The 18,732-nt window shown below is 45.4% G+C and carries 15 protein-coding genes; 1 reads left to right on the top strand and 14 read right to left on the bottom strand.

Annotation, left to right across the window (positions count from 1 at the left end):
• Window positions 1-11: 11 nt before the first annotated feature.
• From gltB to EV212_RS06650, 10 genes are all read right to left on the bottom strand, one after another.
• On the bottom strand, window positions 12-4,568 hold the full coding sequence (gene gltB, locus EV212_RS06695) for a glutamate synthase large subunit (RefSeq protein WP_132090744.1): 4,557 nt from the start codon (window positions 4,566-4,568) through the stop codon (window positions 12-14).
• 101 nt (window positions 4,569-4,669) lie between these two features.
• Window positions 4,670-6,169 carry a coproporphyrinogen dehydrogenase HemZ gene (hemZ, locus tag EV212_RS06690; RefSeq protein WP_132090741.1) on the bottom strand — a complete coding sequence of 500 codons (1,500 nt, stop codon included), beginning with the start codon at window positions 6,167-6,169 and terminating at the stop codon, window positions 4,670-4,672.
• 8 nt (window positions 6,170-6,177) lie between these two features.
• Window positions 6,178-6,807 (bottom strand): MBL fold metallo-hydrolase, encoded by a 630-nt coding sequence (locus EV212_RS06685; protein WP_132090738.1) that lies wholly within the window; start codon window positions 6,805-6,807, stop codon window positions 6,178-6,180.
• A 5-nt stretch (window positions 6,808-6,812) separates the two neighbouring features.
• On the bottom strand, window positions 6,813-9,110 hold the full coding sequence (locus EV212_RS06680) for a RelA/SpoT family protein (protein WP_132090735.1): 2,298 nt from the start codon (window positions 9,108-9,110) through the stop codon (window positions 6,813-6,815).
• A gap of 8 nt (window positions 9,111-9,118) precedes the next feature.
• The gene (locus tag EV212_RS06675; RefSeq protein WP_132090732.1) at window positions 9,119-9,643 is read right to left on the bottom strand and encodes an adenine phosphoribosyltransferase; all 525 of its coding nucleotides are present in this window, start codon (window positions 9,641-9,643) and stop codon (window positions 9,119-9,121) included.
• 71 nt (window positions 9,644-9,714) lie between these two features.
• Window positions 9,715-11,502: a single-stranded-DNA-specific exonuclease RecJ gene (gene recJ / locus EV212_RS06670; RefSeq protein ID WP_132090729.1), complete on the bottom strand. Its 1,788-nt coding sequence runs from the start codon at window positions 11,500-11,502 to the stop codon at window positions 9,715-9,717.
• A gap of 93 nt (window positions 11,503-11,595) precedes the next feature.
• Window positions 11,596-13,827, bottom strand: a complete 2,232-nt coding sequence (gene secD / locus EV212_RS06665) for a protein translocase subunit SecD (RefSeq protein WP_132090726.1) — start codon at window positions 13,825-13,827, stop codon at window positions 11,596-11,598.
• A 1-nt stretch (window position 13,828) separates the two neighbouring features.
• A complete protein-coding gene (gene scfB, locus EV212_RS06660; protein ID WP_132090723.1) occupies window positions 13,829-15,187 on the bottom strand; it encodes a thioether cross-link-forming SCIFF peptide maturase in 1,359 nt (452 codons plus the stop codon).
• Between the two features lie 60 nt (window positions 15,188-15,247).
• The gene (scfA, locus tag EV212_RS06655) at window positions 15,248-15,391 is read right to left on the bottom strand and encodes a six-cysteine ranthipeptide SCIFF (RefSeq protein WP_132090720.1); all 144 of its coding nucleotides are present in this window, start codon (window positions 15,389-15,391) and stop codon (window positions 15,248-15,250) included.
• Between the two features lie 99 nt (window positions 15,392-15,490).
• A complete protein-coding gene (locus tag EV212_RS06650; RefSeq protein WP_165873325.1) occupies window positions 15,491-15,847 on the bottom strand; it encodes a TIGR04086 family membrane protein in 357 nt (118 codons plus the stop codon).
• A gap of 123 nt (window positions 15,848-15,970) precedes the next feature.
• Here EV212_RS06650 and EV212_RS06645 point away from each other — a divergent pair, with 123 nt between their 5' ends.
• Window positions 15,971-16,807: a PHP domain-containing protein gene (locus EV212_RS06645; protein WP_132090714.1), complete on the top strand. Its 837-nt coding sequence runs from the start codon at window positions 15,971-15,973 to the stop codon at window positions 16,805-16,807.
• A gap of 11 nt (window positions 16,808-16,818) precedes the next feature.
• Here the strand turns inward: EV212_RS06645 and EV212_RS06640 are convergent, their stop codons facing one another.
• The 4 genes from EV212_RS06640 to EV212_RS06625 all read right to left on the bottom strand — a co-directional run.
• Window positions 16,819-17,430, bottom strand: a complete 612-nt coding sequence (locus EV212_RS06640) for a hypothetical protein (RefSeq protein ID WP_132090711.1) — start codon at window positions 17,428-17,430, stop codon at window positions 16,819-16,821.
• A complete protein-coding gene (locus tag EV212_RS06635) occupies window positions 17,427-17,720 on the bottom strand; it encodes a hypothetical protein (protein ID WP_132090708.1) in 294 nt (97 codons plus the stop codon). Before EV212_RS06635 ends, EV212_RS06640 begins: the two co-directional genes overlap by 4 nt.
• Before the next feature lie 38 nt (window positions 17,721-17,758).
• On the bottom strand, window positions 17,759-18,355 hold the full coding sequence (locus EV212_RS06630; protein WP_132090705.1) for a hypothetical protein: 597 nt from the start codon (window positions 18,353-18,355) through the stop codon (window positions 17,759-17,761).
• A gap of 222 nt (window positions 18,356-18,577) precedes the next feature.
• Window positions 18,578-18,732 (bottom strand): transposase (locus tag EV212_RS06625; protein ID WP_207669081.1); only part of this gene is annotated, 155 nt, incomplete at its 5' end.

Raw genomic sequence — 18,732 nt, 5'->3', positions numbered from 1 at the left:
CGCCTTACCTCCTATCCTCTCTTATTGGCATAAAATGCTTCAATCTGTGCCTGGTCAACGCTTAAACCTTTTTCTTCCATATGGGCGATGGCTGTCTGCATCTTGCTGTAGTCATGCGGAAGGACTTTTTTAAATTTCGGCAGATAATCTACAAAATTATCCAGTACCTTTTTACCCATCTCCGATCCAGTCGCCTCCACATGTTCCGTGATCATCTCTTTTAATTCCTGAACATCATATTTGGAAGTAACAGCCTCCAGAGAAACAAGTTCTTTATTTACTCTCGTATAGAAGTCACTCTTTTCGTCCAATACATAGGCAATACCGCCGCTCATACCGGCGGCAAAGTTCTTACCTGTACCACCGAGAATGACAACCCGCCCGCCAGTCATATATTCGCATCCATGGTCGCCGACGCCTTCAACAACCGCCAGAGCGCCCGAATTACGAACGCAAAAACGTTCTCCGGCTATACCATTTATAAAGGCTTTGCCGCTGGTCGCTCCATAGAGGGCCACATTACCGACGATGATATTTTCATGGGGTTTGAACTTCACATTCTTCGGCGGAGCCAGTGTCAACTTACCGCCGGACAGCCCTTTACCGAAATAATCGTTGCTGTCACCGATCAGGTTCAACGTCAGTCCCTTTGGAATAAAGGCGCCGAAGCTCTGACCGCCGCTGCCATTACATTTAACAACAAATGTATCATCTTCCAACGTATCCTGATACCGTTTTGTAATCTCCGAACCAAAAATTGTTCCAAGGGAACGGTCCGTATTCTTTACATTGATTTCAATTTTCTTTTTCTTCTTATTATGAAGGGCCGATTTAAATTCTTTCATCAGCACCTGCATATCCAATGTCTTTTCCAGTTCAAAATCATAAACCTGAGCCGGATCAAATTTCATGCCATTGTCCGTATCCAGATATGGATTATTAATAATCGCTGACAGATCAATCTTATCTGCCCATTTTCCTGCCGCACATTCTTTCACTTTCAGCAGGTCACTTCGACCAACCAGTTCATCCACGGTACGCACGCCCAGTTTTGCCATATACTCCCGAAGTTCCTGAGCCACAAAGTACATAAAGTTAATGACATATTCCGGTTTTCCTTTGAAACGCTTCCGAAGGTCCGGATTCTGTGTGGCTACGCCCACCGGACAAGTGTCCAGATTACACACACGCATCATAACACAGCCCATTGTTACCAACGGCGCTGTGGCAAAACCGAATTCTTCCGCACCAAGCATCGCAGCAATGGCTACATCACGTCCGGTCATCAATTTTCCGTCAGTTTCCAGACGGACTTTCGAACGCAGATCATTCATGATCAGTGTCTGATGGGTTTCAGCCAGACCAAGCTCCCACGGAAGGCCCGCATTATGGATAGACGTTCTCGGGGCAGCACCCGTGCCACCGTCATACCCGGAAATCAAAATAACCTGAGCACCGGCTTTCGCTACACCGGCAGCAACCGTACCCACACCGGCTTCAGATACCAGTTTAACAGAAATCCTTGCCTCCCGATTGGCATTTTTAAGGTCATAGATCAATTGGGCCAGATCCTCGATGGAATAAATATCGTGGTGTGGCGGCGGCGAGATCAGAGAAACTCCCGGTGTGGAATGCCTTGTTTTTGCAACCCAGGGATATACCTTGCCTCCCGGCAGATGACCGCCTTCACCCGGTTTTGCCCCCTGAGCCATCTTAATCTGAATTTCATTGGCACTCACAAGATAACGGCTCGTCACGCCAAAACGGCCGGACGCTACCTGCTTAATGGCGGAACATTTATTTAATCCATCCTTACCGATCGTCAAACGTTCCAGGCTCTCACCGCCCTCACCGCTGTTGGATTTACCATGAATCTTATTCATGGCAATGGCCAGGGTCTCATGGGCCTCCTGGGAAATGGAACCATAGGACATGGCCCCTGTCTTAAACCGCTGAACAATGGAATCCACACTCTCTACTTCTTCCATCGGCACGCCGGTTTCCGGATAATTGAAATCCATCAATCCCCGTAAATTCATCGTACGGGACTCATCATTGATGGCGGCACTGTATTCTTTAAAGAGATCATAATCACCGCGGCGAGTCGATTCCTGAAGAAGGTGAATGGTATTCGGATCGTAAAGATGTTCTTCCTTACCACTGCGGAATTTATGGCTGCCCGAACTGTCCAGAGACAGATCAATTTCCAGATCCAAGGGGTCAAAGGCTTTGGAATGAAGGAAATTAACTTCTTTTGCAATATCTTCCAGACCAATGCCGCCGATACGACTGACTGTGTTTGTAAAGTATTTGTCGATAACATCTTTATGAATACCGATGGCCTCAAAAATCTGAGAACCCTGATAGGACTGGATCGTCGATACCCCCATCTTGGAAGCGATTTTGACAATACCATGAAGCACCGCGTCATTGTAATCATCAACGGCTGCATAATAATCCTTATCCAGCATATTGGAATCGATCAGTTCTTTAATGGATTCCTGAGCCAGATATGGGTTGATGGCCGAAGCACCGTAACCAAGCAGTGTTGCAAAATGATGCACCTCTCTCGGTTCCGCGCTTTCGAGAATCATAGCCAGTGCAGTTCGTTTTTTTGTCCGCACAAGATAATGTTCCAATGCAGAAACAGCCAGTAGTGACGGAATAGCCACATGGTTTTCATCCACACCTCTGTCAGAGAGAATCAACATATTCACGCCGTCCCGGTAAGCCCGGTCAGCTTCTACAAACATATGGTCAATGGCTTTCTCAAGAGATGTATTTTTATAGTAAATGATCGGAATGGTCTGAACTTTAAAACCCGGAATATTCATATTTTTAATTTTCAGTAAATCTGTGTTTGTCAAAATCGGATTTTTAATTTTAACAACCTTACAATTTTCTTCTTTTGCTTCAAGAAGGTTACCCTCCGGTCCGATATAGACAAATGTGGAGGTGACCACCTCTTCTCGAATCGCGTCAATCGGCGGGTTTGTTACCTGCGCAAAACGCTGTTTAAAATATTTGAACAAGGGCTGATGCTTTTCGGATAATACAGGCAGCGGACTGTCAATACCCATGGCTGCGATTGGTTCGCTTCCGGTCTGAGCCATCGGTAAAATGGAAGTCTTTAATTCTTCATATGTATAGCCAAAAGCTTTCTGGAGACGAATCCGCTCTTCTTTTGTATAACTTTCCACCCGTTTGTTCGGGATTTTTAATTTCTCCAGCTCTACAAGGTTTTTATCAACCCATTCACCGTAAGGCTTCCGTGACGCATAATACTCTTTTAATTCATCATCATCGATCAGTTTTCCCTGAACCGTATCTACGAGAAGCATTTTCCCCGGATGTAGACGTTCTTTTAAGACGATCTTTTCCGGCGGAACTTCCAGTGCACCCACTTCGGAGGAAAGAATCAATGTATCATCATCCGTCACATAATACCGGGAAGGCCGGAGACCGTTCCGGTCGAGAATCGCGCCGAGCAGATCGCCATCGGAGAATACGATAGATGCCGGTCCATCCCACGGTTCCATCATGGTCGCATAATACTGATAAAAATCCTTTTTCGCCTGACTCATGTTCCGGTTGTTGATCCAGGGCTCCGGAATCAGGACCATGACTGCCAGCGGCAAATCCAGACCATTCATGACAAGAAATTCCAGCGTATTATCAAGCATGGCTGAATCAGAGCCCGAGCTGTTGATGACCGGAAGGACCTTACCCATATCTTCTGAACGCATGATCTGTGAACACATGGTTTCTTCTCTGGCCAACATACGGTCCGCATTTCCCTGAATGGTATTAATCTCACCATTATGGACAATGAAACGATTTGGATGGGCACGCATCCAACTCGGTGTCGTATTCGTGCTGAAACGCGAATGGACCGTTGCGATCGCAGATTCATAATCTTGATCCTGCAGATCCGCAAAAAACTGGCGGAGCTGGCCGACGAGGAACATACCTTTATAGACAATCGTACGGCTGGACATGGAAACCACATAGGTATTTTCATTTGACTGCTCGAAAATACGACGAGCTATGTAAAGCTTGCGGTCAAAGTCGATGCCCTTGTTCACATTTGCCGGTTTCCTGATAAATCCCTGCATGATATATGGCATACAGTCTAAAGCTTTATGCCCGAGAACTTCCGGAACAATTGGCACTGTACGCCATCCCAGGAATTCCAGTCCTTCTTTTTCCACAACAATTTCCAGCATCTTTTTCGCCTGGTTCCTTTCCAGCTCATCCTGCGGGAAGAAAAACATACCGACTCCATATTCTCTCTCGCCGCCGATTTCGAAACCAAGTTCCTTCGTCACTTTGCTGAAAAAGCGATGGGAAATCTGAAGCAAAATACCAACACCGTCTCCGGTCTTTCCTTCCGCATCTTTTCCTGCACGGTGTTCCAATGTCTCAACGATAGTGAGCGCCTGTTCCACTGTCGCATGAGTTTTGATACCTTTAATATTTACAACTGCTCCGATACCGCAATTGTCATGTTCAAATTCAGGTCTGTATAAAGGCGGCTGAACAGGGATTCCTGTGGTCTCTTTGCTCATCTATGATCATTCCTTTCTTTCAAATTCAAATAAAAAAAGACAAGGATAGCCTCTTTCGACTTCCTTGTCTTAATGTAGATTAGCACAACCCTTTTACTTTTTCAAGTCCTTTTTTCAAATATTCCATTTTTTGGAAAATTATGGTGCTTTCTTTCGATCATTTCATCGATGCGCTCAATATAGTCTTTCACACTTTTCACGTTCTCCACCCGCTCGATTCGGTTCTCGGCCGGATAGAGGATTTTTGACGAGCCGCCGGCGCCGACGGCTACAATACTCTGCTTTTCCTCCATAATAAGAATATTGTACAGGCATTCCTTTCCCGGTTTTGCATAGCCTACATTTTCCAGATTGCCGGCCATATTTTTCTGACGATACAGATAATAAGGCTCCATCCCCATAGCTTCGGCTTCATGCCAGGCCATATTGATCATCTGGTTCACCTCTTCCTGTTGAGCCGGCGGATAGAGTTCCAGATTCTGATTCAGTCGGGATGCCCGCTTCACTGCCAGAGAATGGACTGTCATACTCTCAGGAGCCAACCGCCGAATTCCCTCCAAAGTTCTCTCCACATCCCCGGAGTTTTCACCCGGAAGTCCCAGAATCAAATCCATATTGATATTGGAAAATCCGACCTGACGCGCCATATTAAAAGCCCTCTCCACGTCTTCTACACTATGCCGGCGCCCGATGACATCCAGTGTTTTCTGATTCAATGTCTGAGGATTGATAGAAATCCGCTCAATGCCATGACCTTTCATAACCCTGAGTTTATCCAGATCGATACTGTCCGGACGCCCCGCCTCAATGGTAAACTCCCGGGCAATATTCAAATCAAAATTCTCTTCTAATGTGCACAACAGTCGGTCCATCTGCTCTGCATTTAAAGAAGTCGGCGTCCCGCCGCCCATATAGACTGTCGTCAGACAGCTTTGATCGACCATACGGCTGACCTGACGAATTTCTTTAAATAGAGCTTCCAGATAATGATCCACTTCCTTCGCCCACACATCCAGTGGGTAGGATGAAAAGGAACAATACAGACAGATTGTTGGACAGAAAGGAATCCCCACATAGAGGCTAAAGGAACGTTCCTTATCGATTCCCTCCAAAATCCGTTTTTCATTGGCTGCCACCTTTGTGCAGAGACAAATCTTTTCTTCGGACACCTTATAAGTCCGCCGCAGGTGTTCAGCAGCTTCTTCTCTGGATTGACCGCTATCATAAAAGGCCATGGGGATTTTTGTCGGACGTATCCCAGTCAAAGTCCCCCAGGGCAGTGTCCGGCCTGTCACTTCACTGAGCAGCTCATAGAGAGCTGTTTTCAGGCAGTTTTTCCCGGCCGTATGGTCTTTCGGGAAATCTTCGATCCACTTACTCCCTAAAACCTGTCCCTCATTGTTCTTCAACGTCAGATTCAGATGATTTGCGACATACATCGCTTCCATCGTCTGATAAACCTGTTCCCGGTCTTTTGTCCTCCCGGATACACATGCATTTTCCGGTTTCCGGGCCAAAATTTTCTCCCCATGGTAAAATGCCATGAGGAGAGCCCGAATATCATTTTCATATCTTTCTTCGTTTAATATTAATTCAATCATCGTTTCTTTTAATAAATAAATGGATTATGTGCCTTTTCATAGGCAATGGTCGTTGTTCCGCCGTGTCCTGGAAATACATCCGTATCATCCGGAAGCACAAACAGACGTGTCTTAATGGACTCAATCAGCTGACGACTGCTTCCTGTAGGAAAATCCGAGCGTCCCACCGATGCTTCAAACAGGGTATCGCCGCTGATCAATACCTTCTCTTCTTCCATATAGAAGCATACGCTTCCGATCGTATGTCCCGGCGTGGAAATAACTTTTAACTTCATTCCTGCCAGTTCCAATACATCTCCGTCAGAGAAAAGCTCATCCGCTTTCATCGAAAGATATGCCCCCATCATAGTTGAGACATTAATCTGAGGTTCTGCAAGAACTTCCACTTCGTCTTTGCTGGCATAAATCGGAATATCGTATTCCTTTTTAACTCCCTGTACCCCCATAATATGGTCAAAATGACCATGAGTCAGGAGAATCGCCACCGGTTTCAGACCTTCACTGTTGATCCACTCAATAATTTTCTGTGCCCGGTCGGCCGGGTCAACGATCAAAACCTCTTTGGTATCTTCATTAATCAAAAAATAGCAGTTTGTCTGGACTGGTCCAAGGACCATCATTCGAATTGCAAGATTCATGGATATCAGCCTCCTGTTGTTCGTTCAATATCGTAAACACATTCCAGATTTCGCAGTTTATCAATGACTTTATTCAACTGGGTCACGCTGTGTATGTCAAATGCCGCATTGATCGTCGCCGTATTATTTTTGCCGGAACGGCTGGACATGGCCGTTACATTAATTTCATTTTCCGTAAACACTCTGGCCACTTCAACAAGAACACCCATACGGTCTTCCACGTAAATATTGATATCTGCCTTATAGGCTTTTCCTGTCACTTCATCTGGTGAAGCCATCCATTCGGCTTCCAGAATCCGTGCCCGGTCTTCCTCAGAAATGTGAATCATATTGACGCAGTCTGTCCGGTGAATGGACACACCACGCCCACGGGTAACAAAGCCAACGATTTCATCCCCTGGTACCGGATTACAGCATTTGGAAAAACGCACAGCCACATCGTCCAGCCCTTTGACAATAATGCCGCTCTTACCCTTTTTCTCCCGCTTATCTTCTGTAGTCTTCTTGCTGATCTCCGAAATGTTTTTGAGTACCTGAGTATCTGTGACTTCTTTTTTCTTCTTTTTGTTATCCTCTTCAACGAGTTTATTAACAACCTGGCCCTCTTTCAGACCTCCGTGTCCGACAGCCGCCAATACGGCATCCCAATCCCGGAAACCATATTTGCGAATAACTTTTTCCATATATTCCGGTTTAAGAATCTCACTCAGCACAATGCTCTTTGTCTTACAGTACTTATCCAACTGCTCTTTTCCCCGAAGAATATTATCCTCTTTGTACTGGGTCTTAAACCACTGATTAATCTTATTTTTTGCCTGAGTACTCTTAACAATATTCAGCCAGTCCCGGCTTGGGCCCTTGGAATTCTGGGAAGTAATGACCTCAATACGATCCCCGTTCTGAATCTGATAATCAATCGTCACAAGCTTGCCGTTCACTCTGGCGCCAACCATCTTATTGCCGACCGCACTGTGGATACTGTAGGCAAAATCAATCGGCGTCGAACCGTTCGGAAGATTTTTCACATCACCGGCCGGCGTGAAACAATAAACACTTTCTGAGAACAGATCCAGATCGTTTTTCAGCAGGCTCATAAATTCCTTATTGTCGGACATATCCCTCTGCCACTCCAGAATCTGCCGCAGCCAGGTCAATTTAGCTTCTTCATTATTCTCTATATTCTTTCCATTCGGATCTTCTTTATATTTCCAATGAGCAGCAATACCATATTCCGCAGTCTTATGCATCTCGAAAGTGCGAATCTGAATTTCAAAAGGCTGTCCCGACGGTCCGATCAGCGTCGTATGTAACGACTGATACATGTTCGGCTTCGGCATAGCAATATAATCCTTGAAACGTCCCGGAATCGGCTTATACATCTCATGAATCAATCCCAGGGCCGCATAGCAGTCCTTCACCGAGTCCACGATAATACGTACTGCAAACAAATCATATATCTGATCCAGTGTTTTATCCTGATTGACCATCTTACGATAAATACTAAAAAAATGCTTTACACGGCCGCTGACCTCTGCCTTGATACCGCCATTTTTCATGTGCTGGCTGACTTCGTCTACAATGGAACGCACGAAAGCTTCTCGTTCGCTTTTCTTTGACGCAATATTTCTGGCCAGCTCATAATACACATCCGGCTCCAGGTATCTGAGCGCCAAGTCATCCAACTCAATCTTAATCTTAGAAATACCAAGACGCTGAGCAATCGGCGCATAGATATCCATCGTCTCTCTCGCTTTTTCCCTCTGCTTTTCCGGCTTCATATATTTTAATGTCCGCATATTGTGCAGACGGTCTGCCAGTTTGATCAATATAACCCGGATATCCTTTGCCATGGCCAAAAACATTTTCCTTAAATTTTCCGCCTGAACTTCGACCTTGTCGGAAGAATAGGATAACTGTCCCAACTTGGTTACACCATCCACGATCAAAGCAACCTCTGAACCAAACTCCGCCTCAATATCTTCCCGCGTCATCACCGTATCTTCCACCACATCATGAAGAAGACCGCCCACGATCGTCTCTTTATCCAATTCCAGATCCGCCAGGATCATTGCCACACAGATTGGATGAATGATGTAAGGCTCGCCGGATTTACGCACCTGCCCGTTATGGGCATTAAACGCAATCTGATAAGCCTTCTCAATCTGAGTCACATCCGCTGACGGATGATATTTCTTTACTTTTTCAATAAGTTCATCATAAAGAATCTCCGGGGGTATAAAATCTTTTTTCTCGGACTTATCCCTTTCGTCCTCGATAATGTCCACATCAATGACTTTATCCATCAAATCCCCTACTTTCCATCATATACGATAACAGAATCTACGTTGTATCCCTCAAGCTTTGCCCGTCCGTTCAATCCGGCCAGTTCCATCAGGAAAAGATTTTTCACTACAATTCCGCCCAGACTTTCCACCAGCTGGATCATAGCTTTAGAAGTTCCTCCGGTAGCGATCAGATCATCGATAAGAACGACCTTTTGTCCCGGTAAAATCGCATCTTTATGAATTTCTATTTCCGCAGTTCCATATTCCAGTTCATAAGAAGCAGATACCGTTTCTCTCGGAAGTTTTCCTTTTTTACGCACAGGAATAAACGGTTTATGAAGATTATAAGCCAATGGCATACCAAAGATAAAACCTCTGGATTCGGCTCCGGCAATCACATCAAAGTCCAGACCTTCCAGCTTTTCCATCAATAAATGTATGGCAAGATTTAAACCATCCGCATCCTGCAAAACACTGGTAACATCTCTGAAAATAATCCCGGGCTCCGGAAAATCTGGTATACTGACAACGTAATCCTCTAATTTCTTCATACTTTTCTCCCTCTCTTCTGGAATAATCGATACCAACCATTTTACCACAGGTTACTCTAAAAAAACAACATTTAACGGGGAATTCTCTGGAAATTATGTATAATTATCTGTAAGATCCGCCGTCCGCCGTACTCATTCAGTGATGGATAATAGGTAAATGCCATATCTACCGGATTTGAAAGGCCCGCATACATACGATTTTTCCCGTCTGCACCGTACATCTTTTCCACATAGTCGTCAAACTCCCGGATATCTCCAAAATACAGAGCATCCATACGGACACCGCTGTCGTTACACACCTGCATTTTGAGAACATTCCGATTCTTTCCGATAACAGAAGCCCGAAGTATTCTAAAATGCTTTTCCGCAAATATTGGTTTCGGATTTCCCTTTCCAAAGGGCTCCAGTAAGTCCAGCTCCTGGATAAACCCTTCACTGATATAATCCAAAGGCATTGGAACATCGATATGTACGACTGGTATTAAATCCTCTTCCAACAAACCACAGTTTTCATTTAACCGCTCTCGCAATACCGAAAAATTTTCTTTTTTTAAACTCATTCCGGCCGCCATCGCATGTCCACCGAAGCGTTCAAACAAATTTCTGCATGCACTCAGGGACTCATACATATTATAAGCTTCGATGGAACGGCCGGACGCCTTGATCATCCCGTCTTTTTCTGTACCGGCAATGACCGGCCGGTGATATTTTTCCTTTAATCTTCCCGCAATGATTCCCGCCAGACTTTCATGGCAGTTTTCCAGACAGATAAGAATGATCTTATCCTTGTACAGCCCCTCTTTTTCAATCTGTTCAACAGCTCGTTCATAGCCCAGGGCCGTCATTTCCTTCCGACTCTGATTTAAGGCAACCAAATCCGCCGCCAGCCGCTCCGCCTCTTCCCTGTCGGTTGTCTGTAAAAGACGGATGGCCATATCCGCCCTGTCCAGCCGCCCTGCCGCATTAAAGCAGGGACCAATCACAAAACCGATATGATATGCCGAAATATAATTTTTATTCAAACCGCTATGACGAATCACAGCCTGCAGCCCCGGATGCTCTGTCTTTGCCATCCCATGCAGCCCGTATTTAACGATGATTCGGTTTTCATCCACCAAATCCATCACATCAGCCACTGTTGCCACCGCCGAAAAAGGTAAAAGCTCATAAAATTCCGACTTTGGCACACCATAAGTTTCATATAAAAGTTCTACAAACTTCCAGGCCACTCCGGCACCGCAAAGCCCTTTAAAGGGATATCCACAATCCTCCCGCTTTGGATCGATGACCGCATCGGCCGGGGGCAGCTTATATATTCGTTTTTCTGTCCCATCCTCATCCGTGTCTATCTCATAGACTGGCTCATGGTGATCAGTGACGACCACATCCATTCCCAACCCTTTTGCCATGCCGATCGCATCCATGGCCGCGATTCCGTTATCACAAGTCAGAATACACCCGGCCCCTCTTCTATAGGCTTCCCGTACAATCCGGCTGTTTAAGCCATACCCTTCCTGTATCCGGTCCGGAGCCACCACATAAGCCTGTCCGCCAACCCGATGGATACCACGCCAGAGAATATAGCCGGAGAACACACCATCCACATCAAAATCACTGGCAATACAGATAAGATGCCCGCCATCAACAGACCGTCGGATACATTCAACTCCCCGCTCCATATCCTTCATTTTTTCCGGTCGATGGAGCGCACTTAAGTCTCCATATAAAAACTGCTGAAATTCCTCATCTGTTTTTAATCCCCGGTTGACCATGATTCGAGCCAGAACCGGGCTGATTGAAAAAGTTTTTGCCAAGCGATTAAAATTCGCTTTTTTCGCAGCAACCATCCATTTTTCCATAGTTTCTCCACTCATTCCTATAAAGTTCTTTTTAAATGCAGAAAACTCCACAGGAAAATTTCTTCTCCGGCAGAGTTTCTGACATCCTTGTTTTTAATTCTTTTTTCCAATCTTTTTCAGCAAATACCAGAGTGTGCCTGTAATAAAGATAGAAGACCATGCTCCGGCTATAATACCGGCCATCAACGGCATGGCAAATTCACGAATAGAAGCGACCCCCATAATATACAGTACAAACACACTGATAAAGGTTGTCACAGATGTATTGATGCTTCTCGACAATGTCTGAGTGATACTGGAATTTACAATTTCCTCCAGAGATGCCTTATACATCATCTGACGATTCTCTCGGATACGGTCAAAAATAACAATCGTTGCATTGATTGAATAACCAACAATGGTCAGCATACATGCGATAAATGTGTTGCCGACAGGAATACGGACTAATGCATAAACGGTTAATACACAAAGTACATCATGCAACAGCGCAAATACAGCACTGGCGCCAAATTTAATATCCTTGAACCGGAACCAGATATAAATCAGCATACATATACCGGCAATGACAACTGCGATGACCGCATCTTTCTGCATTTCACCGCTGACTACCGCACTGATACTCTGCTCTTCGATGGATTTTTCATCCACACCGTATTTTTCAACAAGAGTATTCTTTAAATCACCCCGAGTCTCCTTATCCAATACCTGCGTCTTGATGACAATATCATTGGATCCCTGAACATTCTGAAGCTGCACATCGCCAGTACCTATGGTTTCTGTAATCGTCTTCAGCAATTCCGCACCATTTTCACCGGTAACATCAATATTTTCATTAAACGGCACCGTCATAGAAGTACCGCCGGTAAAGTCCAGACTGTAATTCATCGCACCTTTGCCATTGGAATGATTTAATCCCATGCCCACAAAGCCTGCAATAATTACAACGGCAGAAATAATGTAGAAAATTTTTGCCCTCTGAACAAATGGAATAGCCTTTCTCGCTTTCTGTCTTCCATAGTATTTTTCATCGGTAAATCCCAGGCCGTAAAGCACATTGACGATAAAATGAGTCACAACAAGGGCTGTAAGCATGGACAAAACGATACCTAATGCCAATGTGACGGAAAAACCTTTGATAGTTCCTGAACCTTTAATATAAAGGACAGCAGCTGCGATCAATGTTGTGATATTACCATCTAAGATGGCAGAACGTGCCTTTTTAAATCCAGTCTGAATCGCATTCCGCACATTCATACCTCCGGCAATCTCCTCACGAATACGGGTAAAGATAATGACATTGGCATCTACCGCCATACCGATGGACAAAATAATACCTGCGATTCCCGGAAGGGTCAGGGTCACATCCAGACCATTCAGCAGGCACAGCATTACCGCAACATAGAGAACAAGTGCAAGACCAGCCGCAAGACCAGGTACAAGGTACATAATGATCATAAAGATAATAATGATCGCCAGACCAATGGCACCAGCTTTTAAGCTGGTGGCGAGAGCTTCCTCGCCAAGCTTGGCACCGACCACATTGGAACGGATTTCATTCAGATTCAGTTTCAGTGCTCCCAAACGAATATAAGTTGCTAAAGAACTGGCAGATTCATAAGTAAAATTCCCTTCGATGATCGCCTGTCCATTTTCAATGGTCGTATTTACTTTTGGATAGCTGATCACTTCATTATCATAAACAATGTAGATTGGCTTTCCGATATTCCGTGCGGTGGCTTCTTTAAATTTTTCCGATCCTTCCGCATTCATTGTCAGTTCTACCACATACTGGGAGTTACCATAACTGTCATTCTGGGTCATCACCTGGGCATCAACAAGATCATTACCGTCCATGACCAGATTAAATGTAGAACTGTCCGACAGACCAGCGGCTTCTGCAGCTTTCTTTGCCTCAGCCTTTTCTTCATCAGAAATATCGACGGCAGAAGCATCCGTCACCTCATAAAACGCAACTGTTCCCGGATTACCCAATTCGTTGAGAATCCTTTCCGCATCATAAACACCCGGAATTTCAACGTTGATCCGGTTGGTTCCTTCCTGATAAACCTCGGCTTCTGTACTGTAACTTTCAACACGCTTCTGAAGCTTATAAACTGTATCATTCATATCCTCCGCCGAAGGATTTTCTTCATCAGCCTCATAGGTAATGCTGACCCCGCCGGCCAAATCCAGACCGAGCTTTATATTTTTGGCACTTCCCTGTCCGCTCTCATCCACACCTTTCCAGGATACAAACCCGCAGGCAGCGATGATGATCAGAACAAGGAAAAGACCAATCAGACTTTTTCCTTTATTATTCTTCATTTTACAACTCTCCTTCTCTGGCTGCTTTCAGCATGATCGCACATTCCACACGCTTACGCATCATCTCACAGCCAATGTCATATGTATCTGTTATTCTGCCTGTAAAATTGTAAGAATTTGCAGCGCAGCCGCCGCTGCAATAAAATTTTGCAAAACAGTCCTGACATTTCTCGCGGGCATAGACATTACAACATTTGAATTCTTCCTGGAGATCTGTCCGCACAATGCCCTCATCCACGTTGCCCATAAGAAATTCTTCCTGCCCGACAAACTGGTGACACGGATAAAGATCGCCCCATGGTGTCACTGCCAGATATTCTGTCCCCGAACCACAGCCCGAAAGACGTTTGGCAACGCATGGGCCGCCGGAAAGGTCAATCATAAAATGGAAGAAATTAAAGCCGCGGCCCTCTTTCTCCCGTTTCAGCATTTCCTTTGCCAGATAATCATATTCCTCCATAATTTTCGGCAGATCTGATGCTTTAATCGCATAATCCTCCGTCTCCGGTGCCACTACCGGCTCAACAGAAATCTGCTTGAAGCCCTCATCCGCCAGACTCAGCACATCGGAAGCAAAATCCGTATTATAATGGGTAAATGTCCCTCGGACATAATAATTGGTCTGGTTCCGGCTCTCCGCCATCTCCTTAAATTTCGGAATAATATAGTCATAACTTCCCTGTCCGCCCCGGAATGGACGCATAAAGTCATGAACCTCTTTTCTTCCGTCCACGCTTAAGACCACATTCGCCATTTCTTTATTGGCAAATTCCTGAACCTCTTTATTTAAAAGCACGCCGTTGGTCGTCAACGTAAACCGAAACTGCTTGTCGTGAAGCTTCTCCTGTTCCCGTCCATAAGCCACCAACTGTTTTACCACATCAAAATTCATCAAAGGCTCGCCGCCAAAGAAATCCACTTCCAGATTCCTCCGGGAACCGGAATTTGCAATGAGGAAATCCAATGCTTTTTTTCCGACTTCAAAACTCATTAATGCCCGGCGTCCATGATATTCACCCTCTTCGGCAAAACAATACTTGCATGCCAGATTGCAATCATGGGCAATATGCAGACATAAAGCTTTAACAACTGTCGGGCGCTTTTTAAAATCAAATATATAATCTTTGTAAATATCCTCGGTGAAAAGACATTCCTCTTTAACCAGCTCCTTGATTTCGGAATAAGCCTCCCGAATATCTTCCGGAGAATACTTCCCTGCAAGCTTCTCTGCGATCTCATCTTCAGAAGCGGTCTCATATAAAGCAATAATGTCGTATACCAGGTCGTCCACCACATGGACCGACCCGCTGTTCACATCGAGTACAATATTATAACCATTATTTTTATACTGATGAACCACGTTTTATACTCCTTACATTTAATAAGCAGCGACTTAGCTGACTAAATCGCTGCTTATGTATTATTTGTTATTTTCACAGCTCTGATTTCCCACTGTACAGGAAGTTTTGCAGGCTGACTGGCAGGATGTCTGACATTCACCGCATCCGCCTTTAACCATAGAATCCTTTAAAGAACGTGTGTTTAAAGATTTAATATGTTTCATTGGAAAGCCTCCTTTTTCTTTTATTCGCAATACATTGCATTCACGAACAGTATATCATACTTGTTTTTATTTTAAAAGCTATTTTTTTATTTTATCCTGTCAACTCAACATACCGCCCATCATGCCGCTTCCCATGCACAGCAATGCCAACGCCGTTCCCGGCACAATACGTTCCGGCTGCACACCCTCCACGGCGATGACCGCCGCAATATGAATGCTGTAATAAAGGACTCCAACGATCAATCCCCATAGAAACTCTCTTTTTTTTATCTTCCTCCCCACATAAAATCCACCAACGGCACAGGAGCCGATATAGGTGACTATCATACCGATCTGGAGTTGGGCTGCCGCAATGTCCAGCCAACAGAGAAGTCCGGCAAGTGCCAGCAGCGAAGCCGCAGAGATTACATAACTAATGATCAACGCCTTTAATATCGAAATCGTATAGGTCCTCAAAATATATCCCGTCCATAAACCTTTTTTTAACTATATGTTTTTTTCTTTCTGAAAATGCTATACTATTATACAGATATTACGCTGGCCCCAAAGTCCGGCCCATGACAGAAAGGAAAGCTACTTATGAAACAAATAGATCTGCATACCCACTCCAAAGCCTCCGACGGAAGCTGTACACCGACAGAAGTTATGGAAGCCGCTGCGGCTGCAGGACTGGCCGCCGTAGCCTTAACTGACCATGACACGATGAAGGGCATACCCGAAGCCCTTGAAGCTGCAAAAAAATTAAATATTGAATGTATCCCCGGCATAGAACTGTCCGCTGTTTACGGCGGTGACCGGGAAATCCATATCGTCGGCCTTTTTCTTGACCCGAAGGACCCGTTGCTGGCACAGCGCCTTGATGCTTTTCAACAAATTCGAGAAGAGCGAAATCTACGAATGATTGCAAAAATGCAGGCAGCCGGCGTGGATATTTCCATGAAAAAACTCCGGGCTCTTGAAGGCGATGCCGTCATCACCCGAGCAAATCTTGCCCACTATCTTGTGTATACAGGCTATGCGGCTTCTATCAAAGAAGTCTTTGATAAATATCTTTCTCCCGGTATGCCTTTTTATGTCCCGAAAACCGGCGTGACCCCAAAAGACGCCGTTCGTACCATTTGCGACGACGGTGGTGTAGCCATTCTGGCCCATCCCCTTCTTTATGGTTTCACTCCGGCTCAGCTTGACACCTGCATTGAAGACTTAAAAAGCTATGGTCTGCGTGGCATAGAAACCTACTACAGCACTTACTCTCCGGCAGATGAACGAAATATGAAACGACTGGCAGACCGGCACCAATTACTCTGGTCCGGTGGTTCTGACTTTCACGGTTCCGTAAAACCCCACATCCGGATTGGAAAGGGCATAGGAAATCTGGTCATTCCTTATGATGTATTGGAAAAATTGCGGCCATAAAACGACACATCCTATTTTTCAATCTCAGCTGTCTCAATAATGAATTTTACGCTGCCCGTCTGGTTTTCCCGGATTCCGGCAAAATTGTCATACCGGCTATCCGCTTCTTTTAAAGCCCGAATGCGTGTCAGGATGTTTTCAAGATCCCTGCCTGCCAAATCACCGAGACTTTGTATACCTTCCTCATCAAAGGCCGCGACACCTTCTTTCAAAGTCAGAGCACCCTGAGTTAATGTGCTGAAACCGGTATTTAAGGACTCTCCTGCCGTCGTCAGTTCGGAAGCACCGTTGCTAAGTGCGGCAGCCCCTTCATAGAGCTGTGCAATGCCTTCGTTAAACGTCGTAATGCCTTCTGTGTGCTGTCTGCTTCCGGTTTCCAACTGGGCTACGCTGGATTTCATTGTTTCCAATGCACTGCCCATAGCGGCAAATTTTTCCTTCACACCGGACAGGCTGTCCGAATAGGATTTGAGAATTTCCAGTTTGGCTGTCATGTCACTGACCACCCCTTCGATTCCGGCAGCATTAACCGTCAGCTCCGGCACCTCAAAATCCGGAATTCTGGCAAGCTTTTCGGCGGCAGCATCAACATATCCCTGAGCTTCAGAGGCTGTACCGCTCACATCAATACCACCGACAACTGCTGCCCGAATCCCCGCCTTTTCCTCTGCGGAAAGCTGTTCATCCGGAATCGCTGCAAGCGCCGCATCCAGCGCACTGCCTGCTCCCTTGCCGATGCATTGGCGGCTGCCTCCATGTCGGATAAATTCACTAACGATAAATTGTTCTGTGCCGCCCCAATATTTTCCCTGACAGCCGTAACATAGGCCGATGCATTTTCTGTAAAGGCCTGCATCTGAGTCAGGCTTTCCTGAATGGATGTTAAAAGTCCGGCAAGTTTCTCGCCATCCATTGCCAGTGCTTTGGCTGCTTCAGTAACAGCCGTATTATCTATTCCTTCTTCCGTCGGCAGGCATATGCTCCATTCAGGCTTTCCAGCCCGCTCTGTAGCGCCTCTGCTCTGGTTTTTAAAGCTTCTTTATTTTCATTCAAGGTCGCCAATCCTTCTGTCAGTGCATTCGAGCCATCCTTTACCGCACCAACACCCTTGATATACTTGGCCATATAGGTTTCAAAAGTCTTCATTCCTGAAAAAAATTCGGATGTGCCGCTGACGAGCTGGCCGGAAGCATCGGTAAGCGCCCCCATATCATCAATCAGCTCATTCACATCGTTCAGGTCCTCCGTATCCATATCAGCAAAAACTCCCGGTGTAACCACAGTGGCTGTAAATTCCAATTCAAATTCGGACGCATCCGCTGTGATTTCCACATATTCTGGCACAGATATATCCTCCGTTGGACCATAACTTTCCAGTTTCAAACTGGCAGCCAGCCCCGGACTGGCATAGCCGATCACAATATTATCATCTCCACTGGTCATCACCTTTCCATTGGATACCTTAATATTTGAAAATGTATCCGAAGGCAGAAACATCACAGACATCAAAACAAAAGGCGTCTGCACATCCACCGTCTTGCCACCCACCGTCACCGTCTCGGAGGTATGATTTTCATAGTCATGACCACCCGTAAAACGGGTGGCTTGTTCCAGGGCTATAAGCCCATGATACTAGGCCAGCGTCTCAAGGCGCTAGCTTTCTCTTTCGACTGTGGGAATTCTGCTTACGCATTTTTCCCACAGCTCCGTTCAAGCCATACTGCTCTTGACTCGTCGCCACCCCTTAAGGGGTATTGATACTACTTAGCCTTAACCCTTAAAAGGGTCTTCATATTCTTTCACGCTTAACTTATCCATTGCAATATCATGCTTTTCCTGCTCCTGGATATATTTCCTGATAGTGGCTTCATTTAATCCCACTGTACTAACATAATATCCCTCTGCCCAGAAATGCCGATTTCCAA

Source organism: Frisingicoccus caecimuris (genome assembly GCF_004340975.1).
Classification (GTDB): Bacteria; Bacillota; Clostridia; order Lachnospirales; family Lachnospiraceae; genus Frisingicoccus; species Frisingicoccus caecimuris.
This window is presented reverse-complemented; position numbering and strand designations above follow the sequence as displayed.

Bases quoted from the DNA above. Each gene is read 5' to 3' on its own strand.
- gltB (WP_132090744.1), bottom strand. From the start codon at position 4,568: ATGAGCAAAGAGACCACAGGAATCCCTGTTCAGCCGCCTTTATACAGA.
- hemZ (WP_132090741.1), bottom strand. From the start codon at position 6,169: ATGATTGAATTAATATTAAACGAAGAAAGATATGAAAATGATATTCGG.
- EV212_RS06685 (WP_132090738.1), bottom strand. From the start codon at position 6,807: ATGAATCTTGCAATTCGAATGATGGTCCTTGGACCAGTCCAGACAAAC.
- EV212_RS06680 (WP_132090735.1), bottom strand. From the start codon at position 9,110: ATGGATAAAGTCATTGATGTGGACATTATCGAGGACGAAAGGGATAAG.
- EV212_RS06675 (WP_132090732.1), bottom strand. From the start codon at position 9,643: ATGAAGAAATTAGAGGATTACGTTGTCAGTATACCAGATTTTCCGGAG.
- recJ (WP_132090729.1), bottom strand. From the start codon at position 11,502: ATGGAAAAATGGATGGTTGCTGCGAAAAAAGCGAATTTTAATCGCTTG.
- secD (WP_132090726.1), bottom strand. From the start codon at position 13,827: ATGAAGAATAATAAAGGAAAAAGTCTGATTGGTCTTTTCCTTGTTCTG.
- scfA (WP_132090720.1), bottom strand. From the start codon at position 15,391: ATGAAACATATTAAATCTTTAAACACACGTTCTTTAAAGGATTCTATG.
- EV212_RS06645 (WP_132090714.1), top strand. From the start codon at position 15,971: ATGAAACAAATAGATCTGCATACCCACTCCAAAGCCTCCGACGGAAGC.
- EV212_RS06635 (WP_132090708.1), bottom strand. From the start codon at position 17,720: ATGGATGGCGAGAAACTTGCCGGACTTTTAACATCCATTCAGGAAAGC.